Annotated in this window: 14 protein-coding genes; 7 read left to right on the forward strand and 7 right to left on the reverse strand. The window is 30.3% G+C overall.

What is annotated here, in order from left to right:
- Positions 1 to 12 precede the first annotated feature (12 nt).
- Genes ACY3JO_RS03470 through ACY3JO_RS03485 form a run of 4 tightly spaced genes read right to left on the reverse strand, consistent with a single transcriptional unit; the run spans position 13 to position 4,465 of the window.
- Positions 13 to 876, reverse strand: coding sequence for a GH12 family glycosyl hydrolase domain-containing protein (locus ACY3JO_RS03470; RefSeq protein WP_463085430.1), 864 nt, complete (start codon positions 874 to 876; stop codon positions 13 to 15).
- Positions 877 to 901: 25 nt separating this feature from the next.
- On the reverse strand, positions 902 to 2,194 hold the full coding sequence (locus ACY3JO_RS03475; RefSeq protein WP_463085431.1) for a glycosyl hydrolase: 1,293 nt from the start codon (positions 2,192 to 2,194) through the stop codon (positions 902 to 904).
- Complete coding sequence (locus ACY3JO_RS03480) at positions 2,191 to 3,216, reverse strand: zinc-dependent alcohol dehydrogenase family protein (RefSeq protein WP_463085642.1); 1,026 nt, start codon at positions 3,214 to 3,216, stop codon at positions 2,191 to 2,193. The genes ACY3JO_RS03475 and ACY3JO_RS03480 overlap by 4 nt, the downstream gene beginning before the upstream one ends.
- A gap of 22 nt (positions 3,217 to 3,238) precedes the next feature.
- Entirely contained in the window at positions 3,239 to 4,465 is a 1,227-nt protein-coding gene (locus ACY3JO_RS03485) for an L-lactate MFS transporter (protein WP_463085432.1), read from the reverse strand.
- A gap of 123 nt (positions 4,466 to 4,588) precedes the next feature.
- Between ACY3JO_RS03485 and ACY3JO_RS03490 the strand changes: the two genes are divergently transcribed.
- From ACY3JO_RS03490 to ACY3JO_RS03510, 5 genes are read left to right on the forward strand one after another with little or no spacing between them, the layout of a single operon-like run.
- The gene (locus ACY3JO_RS03490; protein WP_463085433.1) at positions 4,589 to 4,954 is read left to right on the forward strand and encodes a GntR family transcriptional regulator; all 366 of its coding nucleotides are present in this window, start codon (positions 4,589 to 4,591) and stop codon (positions 4,952 to 4,954) included.
- A 2-nt stretch (positions 4,955 to 4,956) separates the two neighbouring features.
- Positions 4,957 to 5,292: an ATP-binding cassette domain-containing protein gene (locus ACY3JO_RS03495; protein ID WP_463085434.1), complete on the forward strand. Its 336-nt coding sequence runs from the start codon at positions 4,957 to 4,959 to the stop codon at positions 5,290 to 5,292.
- Positions 5,289 to 5,645, forward strand: coding sequence for an ATP-binding cassette domain-containing protein (locus ACY3JO_RS03500; protein WP_463085435.1), 357 nt, complete (start codon positions 5,289 to 5,291; stop codon positions 5,643 to 5,645). The genes ACY3JO_RS03495 and ACY3JO_RS03500 overlap by 4 nt, the downstream gene beginning before the upstream one ends.
- A 14-nt stretch (positions 5,646 to 5,659) precedes the next feature.
- Positions 5,660 to 6,424 (forward strand): hypothetical protein, encoded by a 765-nt coding sequence (locus ACY3JO_RS03505; protein ID WP_463085436.1) that lies wholly within the window; start codon positions 5,660 to 5,662, stop codon positions 6,422 to 6,424.
- Between the two features lie 17 nt (positions 6,425 to 6,441).
- On the forward strand, positions 6,442 to 9,240 hold the full coding sequence (locus ACY3JO_RS03510) for a M1 family aminopeptidase (RefSeq protein WP_463085437.1): 2,799 nt from the start codon (positions 6,442 to 6,444) through the stop codon (positions 9,238 to 9,240).
- 46 nt (positions 9,241 to 9,286) lie between these two features.
- On the opposite strand, the gene ACY3JO_RS03515 is transcribed toward ACY3JO_RS03510, so the two are convergent.
- Positions 9,287 to 10,447, reverse strand: coding sequence for a beta-sandwich domain-containing protein (locus tag ACY3JO_RS03515; RefSeq protein ID WP_463085438.1), 1,161 nt, complete (start codon positions 10,445 to 10,447; stop codon positions 9,287 to 9,289).
- A gap of 232 nt (positions 10,448 to 10,679) precedes the next feature.
- On the opposite strand from ACY3JO_RS03515, the gene ACY3JO_RS03520 reads away from it, so the two are divergent.
- Both ACY3JO_RS03520 and ACY3JO_RS03525 read left to right on the forward strand, forming a co-directional pair.
- Entirely contained in the window at positions 10,680 to 11,666 is a 987-nt protein-coding gene (locus tag ACY3JO_RS03520; protein ID WP_463085439.1) for a GTPase, read from the forward strand.
- 12 nt (positions 11,667 to 11,678) lie between these two features.
- On the forward strand, positions 11,679 to 12,650 hold the full coding sequence (locus ACY3JO_RS03525) for a Gfo/Idh/MocA family protein (RefSeq protein ID WP_463085440.1): 972 nt from the start codon (positions 11,679 to 11,681) through the stop codon (positions 12,648 to 12,650).
- A gap of 2 nt (positions 12,651 to 12,652) precedes the next feature.
- Here the strand turns inward: ACY3JO_RS03525 and ACY3JO_RS03530 are convergent, their stop codons facing one another.
- Both ACY3JO_RS03530 and ACY3JO_RS03535 read right to left on the reverse strand, forming a co-directional pair.
- Positions 12,653 to 13,153 (reverse strand): DMT family transporter, encoded by a 501-nt coding sequence (locus tag ACY3JO_RS03530; RefSeq protein WP_463085643.1) that lies wholly within the window; start codon positions 13,151 to 13,153, stop codon positions 12,653 to 12,655.
- On the reverse strand, positions 13,153 to 13,458 hold the full coding sequence (locus ACY3JO_RS03535; RefSeq protein WP_463085441.1) for an EamA family transporter: 306 nt from the start codon (positions 13,456 to 13,458) through the stop codon (positions 13,153 to 13,155). Before ACY3JO_RS03535 ends, ACY3JO_RS03530 begins: the two co-directional genes overlap by 1 nt.
- Between the last annotated feature and the right edge of the window lie 4 nt (positions 13,459 to 13,462).

Raw genomic sequence — 13,462 nt, forward strand, 5'->3', positions numbered from 1 at the left:
GTCTCCCCTTTTTTATTTGTTTTCTATATCAAAATTTGAAAATGTCCATCCAAATTTTGCAGATATAGTATAAGGATCTCCAAATTCAGTTCCTATTTCCCAGTCTGTAACGTACATTTGGTCAAACTGTTCTGGAGTAATTCTTTTAGAGTATTGCTTAATAATATCTCTCAAATTTTTTAGAAAATCATTTATAGGTATCTTTACTTCTCCTTCCTTTAAATTCTCCTTTGATTTGTAAGCTATATAATCCCATGACATAGGAGATACATAGACCTCCCAGATTATATCTTTAACCCTTCCATTATATATAATTGGAATCTTTATTTCTGCAACCTTTCTACCAGCTGGTCCTAATTTTTGGGAGTAAAGCCACACCATCATTTCAATATCTCCAGAAGATGCTGATTTTTGCTTCTCTTCACGGGTGATCCATGTTTCCATGGCAAAATTTATTGGTAAATAACTTTCATGCCATAAAGAATATTTAAAGTTAAAATAGATATCAGGGAATTTAGATACTTTTTGAGGTAGAACAAGTTTTTCACTAGAGGTTCCATGGACAGACCATGGTTTATAACCATAATAGACTTCAGGATATCCATGTACCCATGAATTTTTATCTTTTAATATAATGTTTTTAATGTCTGCATAATATTCTACTGTATCATCTTTTTCATAAAATGCCATCCAAGTTTCACCTTCATAGCTTAAAATATTCCAAAAATTAAGCTCCATAGTTAGAGGAAGATTTTTAGTTTTGATATCTGCAGAAGAAGGTTCTCTAAGGATAAGAGCATCTTTATAACGTGGTTCTGCCCCTAATATAGGTATCATTAAAAGAAGGAGAAAAGTAAAGATAAGTAAGTGTCTCATTTTATACCTCCTATTTATATTTTTATTATTTATTATAACATTGAATTTTATCTAAGGTTATAACACGTTCATGGTTATAAACTTTAGTTAAATGTTCTTTTGAATTGATGTTGTGATTAAATATAAAAGGGCCAAACCATGGCATAAACCATAAAAAATAAGCCTCGTATTCAAAAACTAAATCAGGATCGGGTATAGGTCCATTTTCAGTTAAAGCAAGAGGTTTTTTATAATCTGTTAAATGGAGAAGGTAATTATAGGAAAATTTCATAGGACCATAATTTCCAGCAGGAACATAGTTATCTATACCAGCTATATCATAATACTCGTTATCAATTTTCCATTCTGGATGAGGAGCATTCCAAATCCAAATGAGATTATTTAATCCGTATTTATTTGTTAAAATGTCAAAAAGAAGATAATATAGTTCTTTGTAAGCTTTGGCTCCTTTTGCTCCCCACCAAAACCATTTTCCATCTGCTTCATGAAGAGGTCTCCATAACACTGGAATATCAGCTGATTTTAATTTTAAAAGTTCATTAGCGATAAGATTTATATCTAATAATAAAGCTTTATTTTCTTCTGTACCAGATTTTAAAGCCTCTTCTAAATCAAAATTCGTGTTAGCTGTATAAAAGGTCTTATCTTTTCCCCCAGAAGGAGCATACCAATGCCAGCATAGAGTTACTATTCCTCTATAATCTTTTCCCCATTCAATAGCTTTTTCTATGGAACCTTTATTTCCTTCAATCTCTATTATTGCATCTTGTGTCATGTCTTCAGTCCTTGTTTTAGATGAATAACTTAAAAGATCAAAACCTCTTAAAGCAGGAAGTTTACCTGTAATATATTCAAGGTAGGCTATCTCAGGTCCAGATGATGTATTTGTATGTTGACCTGCAATTATATATTTGGAGTATATTTTTTCAAAAAATTCTAAAAGTTTCTTGGCAGAACCGGCTAAATTATTTCTAATCTTAAATTCAGGAAATTTAAAATTACTTTTTTCTTTCTTAAAAAGCTCCATATGATGAATTTGAAAATCTTCTGGAATATGACCTATAGAAAGGGTATAATTTCCCTTTTTTAGTTTTAGCTCACCCATGAGGCAGTAATTTTCATTAGGAAAAAGATTAACTTCTCCCAAGGCAAGATCGTTTAGGAAGCAATGACATTTTAAATGATGTTCCTTTGGAGTATAGTAAATATAAAAGTCGTAATAGGATTCTTCTAATATGGAGAAGTTAAATTCTAAAATTCTTACTTCTCTTGAGTTGAAGTTTTCCTTTCTTTCGGTAAAATTTTCTATTTTAATCATATTTTTAAGACCTTTCCCCCTCTTATCTTACCTTGTTTTAATTCTAAAAGAGCTAAATTGGCAGATTCTAATGGATATATTTGAACCTCTGGCTTAAAATTAAACTTTTGAGCAATGGTTAAAAATTCTTCTATATCTTTTCTTGTTACATTTGCTGTTGATTTTATCTCCTTTTCCATCCATAAATCTCTTTCATAATTTATATTTAAAAGAAATTCTTTATCTTTTTCTTCTTTTCTTATTGCATTTATTACAAGACGACCGCCTTTTTCTAAATTTTTTAAAACCGATACAATAGGTCTCCAAGCAGGAGTAGTATCTATTATGGCTTTCAATTTTTCAGGTGTTTCTTCTCCAAAATCTCCTGTCCAGAAGGCTGAAAGTTCTTTAGCAAAGATTCTTTCCTTTTCATTTCTTGAGAATACAAAAATTTTGGAATTAGGATATAGAACTTTTATCATTTTTAGTACTAAATGACCTGAAGCTCCAAAGCCAGAAAGTCCAATATTATCTCCATCTTTTATATTAGCGAGCTTTAAAGATCTATAACCTACAGCTCCTGCACAAAGAAGAGGAGCAGATTCTTCATCTGAGTAATTTTCAGGAATTTTATATGCAAAATCTTCTGAGACTAAGGTATATTCAGCATAACCCCCATCAACATCTCTTCCAGTAGCTTTGAATTCGTTACATAAATTTTCTTGTCCAGAAAGGCAAAATTTGCATTTACCACAAGAATAGTTAATCCATGCAATTCCTATTCTATCTCCTATATTAAAATTTTTAACCTTTTCACCTTTTTCTACTACTCTCCCAACTATCTGATGCCCTAAGATAATGGGAAGTTTGGAAGGAGGAGTTCTCCCCTCAATAATATCAAGATCAGTCCTGCATACTCCACAGGCTGAAACTTTTATTAATATTTCCCTTTCCTTGGGAAAGGGAATAAGTATCTCTTCAAGCACTAAGGGCTCTTTGCATTCTGATAAATCACATATTTTTTTTAAAAGCATAGCTTTCATTTTCATTTTTTTAATTATCTTCTTAAAATGCTATTTCCCCTCTTAAAAATATTAAAGCTATAATAATTCCTAAAATACCTAAAATCCCTAAAAGATAAAAAACATATAAATAACTCCCCAAAATATCCCTTAAAATACCAGAAATTGTAACTCCAATGATTGCTCCAAAGCCGTAAGCGGTAAATACAATGCCATAATTTTTACTATAGTTTTTCTCTCCAAATAATATTACAGTTGAAGCAGGAGCTATAGCAAGCCATGCACCAAGAATTAGCCAAAATATAGAAAAAGAAATTATATAGAAAATTGGATTTTCAGCTTTTGATATTATCATAAGGAGAGTAGCTATTATTAGCAAGATATATGAAGTAATTGCAGATTTCATGGGTAGTATTTTGTCAGTAATCCATCCAAAAAGAGGTCTCCCTAAGGCATTAAAAATAGCAAAAAGAGACATAAGTTTTGCTGTAATTTTAGGATCTAATTTTATCAATTCTTCTCCGACAGGACTTGATATTCCTATAATCATTAATCCCGCTACTGTTCCTAAAAGATAGCAAAACCAGAGTCCATAAAATTTTGAAGTTTTTAACATTTCTTTTAGAGTCAGCTCAGAGAAAATCCTTTTTTGGGTTTTACTCGGATTTTTAAAAGTAAAATTTTCTGGTGGAAACTTAAAGAAAAACCCTATGATAGTTATTAATAATATAAAAACAAATCCTAAAATTTTAAAAGTATTGAAAGGTTCATATAGGTCTATTAACCATCTTGCTAAAGGTGCAGTAATAAGAGGGGATAAACCAAAACCAGAAATTACAAGTCCCATAGAAAGACCTCTTTTATCAGGAAACCACTTTGATATTACAGCAATGGGAACTCCATATACTATGCCAACACCACTTCCTGCTATTATTCCGTATGTTATGGAAATCATATTTATATCTGGCAAAAAACCAGAAAGTATCCAACCTAAACCAACAAGTATTCCTCCTAATGTAATAATATACTTTGGCTTATATTTATTTATAAATCCACCTGAAAGCGCCATAAATAGTGAAAAGAAAAAAAGAAAGAGCATATAGGGAATACCACTTTGTGTAGCAGTGATATTAAGAAGATTTTCTAAGGGTTTTCTAAATACACTCCAAGAATATACTGTTCCTAAGCATATGTAAATAATTATTCCTAAAGGAATATAAAACCATCTTGATTTATGGTAGGTAAGGGAGGGAATGTTAGATTCTTGCATAATAAATAAGCCTCCTTTCTTTTTGTTTAATCTTCAAAATATTTTATCATATCCTTGACAAATTTTATTGTCATACTGTATTATATAACTAATACAGTAATACATAATGAAAGGAGGTGTAGAATGACTGATTTTGATGAGCGTATTCCTATATATCTTCAGATTATGAATTTGATTAAGAAAAAAATAATAAAAGGTGAATTAAAAGGAGGTGATAAATTGCCATCAGTAAGAGAATTGGCAGTGGAGTTAAAGGTAAATCCTAATACCGTTCAAAGAGTTTATCAAGAATTAGAAAGGGAAGGAATAATAGAAACTGTTAAAGGTGTAGGTTCCTTTGTGATAAGCAATGAAAAGAAACTTATGGAGCTTAAAGAAAATTTAGCTAGTGAGAGGATTAAGGCTTTTATAAAGGAGATGAAGGAAATTAATTTATCTAAGGAAGACTTGAATCTTCTATTAGGCAAATATTGGGAGGAGGTTAATTAAAAATGGGAGTTTTAGAGGTTAAAGGTTTGTATAAATATTATGGGAAAAAATGTGCATTAAAGAATGTAAGTTTGTCTGGAGATTTAGGAGAAATTGTAGGGCTTTTTGGCCCTAATGGAAGTGGAAAAACCACTTTATTAAAATTAATTATAGGATTTTTAAGGCCTTCTTCTGGAAGCATAAAAATTGACGGTAAAGATATAGACTATAATACCAGAGCTATAGTCTCTTTTTTACCTGATAATAATTTAATTCCTTCATGGATGAAGATTAAAGATGCCTTTAATTTTTATAAAGATTTTTTCCTTATTTTGAAGAGAAAAAGTTTAAGGATTTGATGGAATATTTTGATTTAAAATTTGAGAGTAAAATAAAAGAACTTTCCAAAGATGAACAAGAAAAAGTATGTTTGAGTCTTGTTGTTTCAAGAAAAGCAAAGGTCTATCTTTTGGATGAACCCTTGGGAGGAATAGATTCAGCTTCACGTGAAAGAATATTAACTAGTATTTTGAAGAACTATAGAGAGGATAGTTTAATGATAATTTCCACTCATCTTATTGATGATGTGGAGTCAATTATTGATAGTGCTGTATTTATCTCCAACGGAGAGATTCTAATTGATGGGAAAGCTGAGACTCTTAGAGAAGAAAAGAAGATGTCCATAGATAGATTATTTAGGAATACATTTTAAGGAGAGTTATGTGTATGTTAAATTTATTTAAATATGGGATATTAGGAAAAAAGAGATATTATTTGATTATTACTGTTGTAACTATTGGAATTTATATTAGTCTTTTTATGGGTTATTTTAGAAATTTAACTCCTGAATTGGCTTTTGTATTGTCCTTTTTAACGTTACTTATGTCCATGATTTTAAATGGGATTTTTAATATTAAGAGTTTAGTATCAGAGGATATGAAGTATCTTTATTACTCTATTCCAATTAATCCTCGTTATACTTATATTCGTAGAATGATTATGGGAGTATTAGAAAGCTTATACATTTTAATCTTAAATTTATTTTTTATGACAATAATAATTAGTAATATGAATCCAGCATTTAAAAACCTAATTATTAATTATTTGCAAAGAGGAGGAATTTACACCATAATACTCTTGGTGTTTGCTTTATGGGAAATTTTTATAATATCTTCAACTTTTTTCATTGCAAATGTTCTTCCTTCTGTGAAAGATCTTTTTAAAAAGATGCTTTATGTAATATCAATTCTTATTTTAGTTTTTGGTGATAAATTAAGATATAAAATTAGTAGCTGGTCTCCTAACAGTCTTAGTTTTAATTTACCTCAATTTAATTATGAAAGTATTACTGGCTCACTAGAAATATCCATAAGTATACCTAGTGGTAGTTTGAGTATTAATGTATTCGTAATAATATTTGATATTATGGTTACTATCTTTTTCCTAATGTTAAACTCTTGGCTTTTTGAGAAAAAGATAGAGATAAAATAATATAAGGGGGTTAAAGTATGATGAAAAAATATTTAATGCTTTTCCTAATTGTTATCTCTTACCTTTTGGGCGTGTCTCTTGCTGATGTGTCCAGCTATAAAGTGTATGCTCAACTTTCTCCTAAGGAAAAAATCATAAGTGGGAAGGTTGAAGTAAATTATGTAAATAATACTGGGAAAGAGATTTCAGAGATTTACTTTTATCTTCCTGCAAATCTTCTTAAGGAAAGAAATCCGTATCTTCACCCACTATTACAGGATTCAAATTATGTAAAAGGATTTGATCCAGGTTATACAAATATATCAAGGGTCACAGATCTTTTTGGAAAGGATATGGATTATATTTTAGAAGATGGGAAGGTTTTTTATCAAAATTATTCTTTAAGGGATAACTATTTGAAGGTAATACTTCCTAAGAAACTTACTCCTGGAGAATCATTGGGTTTAGTTATATATTTTTCTACCAAGTTTCCAGAATCCTACACAGGGGATATGGCATTTTGTAAAAATGCTTTTGTATGGAGATTTGGATGGTTTCCATATGAGCTTCCTTATGTAAATAATGAGTGGAATAAGGGAGGTAGGCTTGTTTCAAGCAATTTTTATCTTGAGCTTTTAGTACCTAAAGAATATAAAGTAGCGGTAGGTATGGATGAAGTAAGAGAAGAGATAGAAGGAGACTGGAAAAGGGTAATTGGGGTAAATGATATTCCAAGAAGATCTTTACCAATTGCAATAAGTTTAGATTATCAGGTATATAGGTTGGCAGATGAAAAATTCCCTGAAATATACGTATATTTTTATCCTGGAAGAGAATATAGAGCAAGAATTTTAGCGTCTTTTGCGAGAGAAGTTTATGATTATTATTCTAAGGTTTATGGAAGTTCTAAACATAGGAGGATTAATATAGTTGAAGGACAAATAAAGGGTTTTTGGGGAATGGCTGCTGATGGTTTTGTGGTTTTAGGCAATACAGCTTTTTATTCAGCAGATCTTATTACTCCTTACCTTTGGGATAGACTTTTAGAATATTTAATTGCTCATGAGTTTGCCCATCTTTGGTGGGGAATAGGTGTAGGTATGGATTTAAATCAAGAAAATTGGATATCAGAAGGGTTTGCTGAATATCTTTCTATCACATATTTTGAAAGGAAGTATGGGGCAAAGGGTGGAAATCTATTTCCTGATTTAGGAGATGATTACTTTTTACAGCTCCTAAAAGATTACGTTTTTGGAGATCTTAATTTAAGAGAGTGGAATTCAGAACTTCCATATTTAATGTATTTGAAAGATGGATGGGATGAAGAGATAGTTAAAGATTATTGGAATAGTTATTTAAATGGTTATAGTACTAAGGTATATAATAAGAGTTATCTTGCTTTAAGGGCTTTAGCTTTTGAAGTAGGAGAGGAAAAATTTGATGGAATAATAAGGGAATTATACAGTGATTATAAGTACAAAATTTTGGAGACGACAGAAATAGAGAATTACTTAAAAAACAAGTTTGGGTTAGATTGTGATAAGTTTTTTAAGGATTGGTTTTACTCTAAAGGAAAGGTAGACTATGAGATATATAGAGTAGAGAATATTAATAAAGATGGTAAGAATTTTGTAAGAATATATATCAAAAATAATGGTAATATAAATATGCCTTTGCAATTGGAAGTAGTGGGAGAAAAAAGTGTAAATTCAAGGGATATATATTCCGGAGTTGTAAGAGTTGAGTATAATGGTGAAGCAGGCTTTGTAGAGGTACCGTTAGAAGGTTCATTTAAGTATGCAGTTTTAGATCCAGATTCAAAGATTCCAGATTCAAATAGAATTAATAATTGGTACCCTCGAAAAATAATCTACACTTCAACAAGAAAAAACCCTTTAGATTCTTATGTGCTTTATTACGATTCCATACCTTCTGTCAGAATAGATCTTTCTACAGGAAAACTAAGTTATGCTTCATATCGAATAGAGTTTTATGATCCTATAAATTTTAATCTATCTCTTGAAGGTTTTTATGAAGAAGATTACAAGGGATTTAGTTTATCTTATATCTATAATCTTCCCAAAGATGATTCCTTTTTATTCCAGTTATGGTATATGGATCCTAATGTGATAGCTGGTGGTGTATCATATACAAAAAATATATGGAGGAGATTTGATATTGGTATAAGCGGAAATTATTGGGATAAAGCCTATGTTTTAAACTTTTCCTTGTTATACAATCAAATGCTTAATAATAAATTATATGTTGATTTTGGGATTCAAAGATTTGCTGATTATTATTCAAGAGCCCTTTTAAGTAATGTTGATTTAAGATTGGCGTTTTCTTCTACTGGATTTAGTTTTTGTAGGGTTCAAGCTGGTTTTAATAAGAATTTTTTAGTTTTTCCTCAGAGTTATTTGAATTTGGATGGAATAGTGGGTTATATCAATGGGAACCCAGAGTATGAGGAGATGTTATCTCTTTCTGATTTTAAATCTTTAACAGATGAATATTTAGGAAAATTTAAATTAAGAATTTTGGCCAATTGGGATTTACCTATACTTAGGGATCTAGAGAAAAAATACTTTAACCTGTTTATATTGAGGAATTTAGATTTCAATACTTTCTTGGAATTTGGTGGGATATGGGATAATATAAATGTTATTTCATTGAATAATTTAAAGTTAGGTCTTGGTTTTGAAATTAAATATGGATTTACCACTGTTTCTGAAATTCCTTTTTCTTTGAACATAGGATATGCTTTTCCAGTGTGGCAAGGAAAACCTAATCCTAATGAATCTGGAAATTTCTACTATTATGTAACTATTGGTTTTTAGAATTTAAGGGGGAGACGTACCCTCCCCCTTTTAATTGTTTTATACTTTACTTATGGGAAACTCCCTTTACTTTAAGAAATTGAATGTTTATAGTTTCAGAGATATGGATATCAGGGCTTACATTTAAATTCATAATATATCTTAAAGATCTTGCTAACATTAGTTTAAATAAGTCTTTATAAGTTGTATTAAATCCTTCAGGGGTTTCTGTTGGTCCATTCATTACATACCACTCTAAGGGTGCTGTGGTAGCTAAAACTCTACCTTTATTATATCTATATTCTATAAAGGTAGGTAAAGTATTAATACCATCTCCTGTGTTTTCTTTTACATAGACCATTAAGTTAGCGATATTAGCAGTGTCTAAATTATCAAATCCACCATGACTTGCATAATTTCCGTATAGTTGTTCTGGGAAATTTTTGGTAATAGGATGTTCAAAATATACTATGTTATTGTATGAATCGTATGCATCCCTCCAAGTAACACCTCCAGGAAGATGAGAAGTATAGTTTCCATAAGCCCAACCATTATCACATGCTATCCAAAAAATTGTACCACCATTTGCTATGAAATTATTAAAGGTTTCTATATTGTTTGTATAGAAGTCATAGAAGTCTTGAGGCTGGTCGCCTTCAATAATTATTAGATCTCCTATATTTAAGTTTAAATTTGGATTTTGATCTCTTATACTTCTATATTCAAACTGATTTTGATTTGTACCTTCGGTTATTCCAATTTCCGTTGATAATATATTACCTATTACTGAGGAGGGAATTCCTGCGTTTGACCATCCTGTTTCTGTCTCTCTAAATATTACTATATGTTTTATAACCTTGGTTAAGATCATTGTTTCAGCAGTGATAGTTTGATTGTCAACAACTTCCACTATTACGTTGGCTGGTTGATAATTTCTATCTATATCTTGAGCTAAAATAAGGTAAGTACCTGCTGGTATATTTTGAAATTTATATGATCCATTATTTCCTGTAACTACGTAGGTATTATTTATATTCAGGGGTGAATCCTCTGTTTGTGGTATTAGATTTACTTTTATATTATTTGATTGATTCTCAGGTTTATCAAAATAATAGACATTTCCTTGAATAGTTGAACTTCCTAATGAAGAATTCTCGGATGGAGGAGTACATCCTGAGAGAAAGATACTGAGAATAAGGATTATTGGCCATATTATAATTTTCTTCACTAATTGGTTACCTCCGTTTAAATTTTATTAAAAAATAGGAGAATTTAGGGAAGAAGAAAAATATTAAAGATAAAATCACCTTCTTATAGAAAGATTTTCTAATTAATTCGGTTGTTTTTTTTATCAAAGGAATTAATTAGAATTTTTTCTATTATAACATTATTATAAATAAAAAAGAAGGTTTTTAATGTATAATCTTTTTAAGAATATAAACAAAAGGGGTGTGATTTTTGTGCCTGCTAATCTTCCTCCGCAGTATTTTGAGGCTGAAAAGAGATTTAGGGAAGCTAAAACTATAGAAGATAAGATTCAGGCTCTTAAAGAGATGCTTGCTATTTTACCAAAGCATAAAGGTACAGATAAAATGAAGGCAGATTTAAGAAGAAAACTCTCTCAACTTATGGAGGAAGCTGAAAAAAGGTCAAAAAAAGGTGGTGGTAGATCATGGGATTATATAGAAAAAGAAGGAGCAGGACAGGTTGTTATAATAGGTCCACCTAATACTGGAAAATCTTTGTTTTTTAGTCTTCTTACAGGAGTGCAAAGCTTTGTGGCAGATTATCCCTTTTCTACTATTTATCCTGTAGTAGGTATGATACCTTTTGAAAACATACAAATTCAGCTTATAGATCTTCCACCCTTTTGGGAAAATTCAGATTCATGGATGTATAATCTTGTAAGAAATTCAGATTTAACCTTAGTTTTTCTCTCACCAGATCAAGGGTCTATTTTAGAGGAATATGTTAAGATTAAAGAAATGCTGGAGAATAGAAAGATAAAATTGGTCTCTGAGAATCCTAGTAAAGATCCTTATTCAACTATAAAAGAGGTTAGAGGAATGATTTTGATAAATAAAATTGATCTATTAGATCCTTCTGAATTAAAAGAAGATGTTGATATATTAAAGGACGATTTAAAGTTGTGCTTAATCTCTGCTGAGAAAGGAATTAATATGGAAGAAGCAAGGATAGAGATATTTAATGCTCTAGAGGTAGTAAGAGTCTATACTAAAAAGCCCGGATATCCCCCAGATTTGGAACATCCATATATTTTAAAGAAGGGATCAAAAGTACTTGATGTGGCGGAATTAATTCATGAAGATATAGCAAGAAATTTAAAGTATGCAAAACTTTATACAAAAGATGGTAGTGTAAAGGGAATTCCTGTGGAGAAAAATTATCAAGTAAAAGATGAAGATATTTTAGAATTCCATATATAGGAGGTGAAGGTTATGAGATGGGCAGTAATTGGTATTGGACAGATTGTAAGGGATAGATTTCTCCCGGCTCTTGAAAAGGTAATAGGTGCTAAGCTTTCTGCGATAGTTACAACAAATCCTGAAAAGGCAAGTGATTTAGCAGAAAAATATGGGGCTAAAATTTATGAAAGAATTGAGGATTTAGAAGATGTGGACGTGGTATATGTAGCCACTCCTAACAAATTTCATAAAGAACAAACAATAAAATGTGCGGAGAAGGGTATTCATGTTCTTTGTGAGAAACCTATGGCTATGAATATGGAAGAAGCAGAGGAAATGATAAGAGCTTGTGAAAAAAATAAAGTAATTCTCGGAATAGCTAACATGGGTAGATTTAATCCTTATAATATAGGTGCAAAAAAACTTTTAGAAGGTAATATTGTAGGAAAACTTGGGATAGTAAAAGCAAGCTTTTCCTTTGTTAACTTAAATAGAGATAAGTGGAGATATGATATTAAACTTGCGGGTGGAGGAGCTATTATGGATATTGGGGTTCATGTAATTAACACTTTACATTTTTTTAGACCTAATAATAAAATCGTTGAGATATGTGCGATTAATGAGAATTATGGGTATGAAGTGGAGCAAAATGCTGGAGCAGTAGCAAAGTTTGATGATGGAGTTTTAGTACTTATGGATGTAAGTTATGATACTTCTATTTCTGTATCTTTTGAGATTAGGGGTAGAGATGGAATTTTATATGTGTTAGATACTCTTTATCAGGAATATGATGGTAAAGTTATTTTAAGAAAAGAAAACAACTTTACATTTTATACTTTTTATGGAGAGAATCAATATATGGCAGAAATAAAGGATATGGAGGATGCTATTTTGAATAAAAGAGATCCCAAAACATCGGGATTTGAAGGGTTAAAGGATATGAAGGTGATTTCTGCTTGGTATGATTCTGCTTTAAAAAAGAAACTGGTTGAGATATACTATTAGCTCTAAGGCTCTTTTGATGAGGCAATTATTACACTTATAAAAATTAACAATCTACCTAATATGGTATTTACATTAATTTCTTCTCCTAAAATAATATAGGAGAAGAAATAACCAAATACTGATTTTGTGCTAAGTATTATTGAAACAACGCTAGGGTGTAAGTATTTTTGAGATAGGGTTTGAAAAATATAAGCTATAAAGGTACTTAATAGTGAAATGTAAGTTAGAGATATTATAAAAGTTTTATCTATCATTATGTTTAATGATTCTTTGTACAATAAGATTGTGAATAAAGATAATAATGATATAGATAAGAATTGGTAGAAAGTTAAAGAAATTGGATCTATGGTACTCACAAATTTTTTAGTGTATATAATGTGTAAAGCGAAAAATAAGGCACAAAATAGACTGAGAATATCACCTGTATTTATATTCCATCTTTCACCGTTATAAAAGAGCAGAAGAATTCCTAATAGGGAAATAAAGGTACTTATAATATGGATTAGGGATGGTTTTTATTACTTAGGAGCCAATATAAAAAAGGGACTATTATAATATTTGTACTTGTGAAGAAAGCATTTCTTCCAGGAGTTGTGAATTTTACACCTTCTGTTTGTAGCCAAAAAGCTAATAATAAAAAGGTTCCTAATATAAACCCTTTAATAATTGAGAAAAGATCTGTTTTTATTAATCTTTTGTAATAAATGAAAAATAGTAGTGAAGATGCAATAGAGAATCTAAGAAAGATAATATAAGAAGAAGATAAATAGAGAGTACAATTTTTTACTGCAACAAATCCCCTCCCCATATTA

This window comes from Dictyoglomus sp. LHC4 (assembly GCF_055181355.1).

Bases quoted from the DNA above. Each gene is read 5' to 3' on its own strand.
- ACY3JO_RS03510 (WP_463085437.1), top strand. From the start codon at position 6,442: ATGATGAAAAAATATTTAATGCTTTTCCTAATTGTTATCTCTTACCTT.
- ACY3JO_RS03470 (WP_463085430.1), bottom strand. From the start codon at position 876: ATGAGACACTTACTTATCTTTACTTTTCTCCTTCTTTTAATGATACCT.
- ACY3JO_RS03505 (WP_463085436.1), top strand. From the start codon at position 5,660: ATGTTAAATTTATTTAAATATGGGATATTAGGAAAAAAGAGATATTAT.
- ACY3JO_RS03495 (WP_463085434.1), top strand. From the start codon at position 4,957: ATGGGAGTTTTAGAGGTTAAAGGTTTGTATAAATATTATGGGAAAAAA.
- ACY3JO_RS03485 (WP_463085432.1), bottom strand. From the start codon at position 4,465: ATGCAAGAATCTAACATTCCCTCCCTTACCTACCATAAATCAAGATGG.
- ACY3JO_RS03475 (WP_463085431.1), bottom strand. From the start codon at position 2,194: ATGATTAAAATAGAAAATTTTACCGAAAGAAAGGAAAACTTCAACTCA.
- ACY3JO_RS03490 (WP_463085433.1), top strand. From the start codon at position 4,589: ATGACTGATTTTGATGAGCGTATTCCTATATATCTTCAGATTATGAAT.
- ACY3JO_RS03480 (WP_463085642.1), bottom strand. From the start codon at position 3,216: ATGAAAGCTATGCTTTTAAAAAAAATATGTGATTTATCAGAATGCAAA.
- ACY3JO_RS03535 (WP_463085441.1), bottom strand. From the start codon at position 13,458: ATGGGGAGGGGATTTGTTGCAGTAAAAAATTGTACTCTCTATTTATCT.
- ACY3JO_RS03525 (WP_463085440.1), top strand. From the start codon at position 11,679: ATGAGATGGGCAGTAATTGGTATTGGACAGATTGTAAGGGATAGATTT.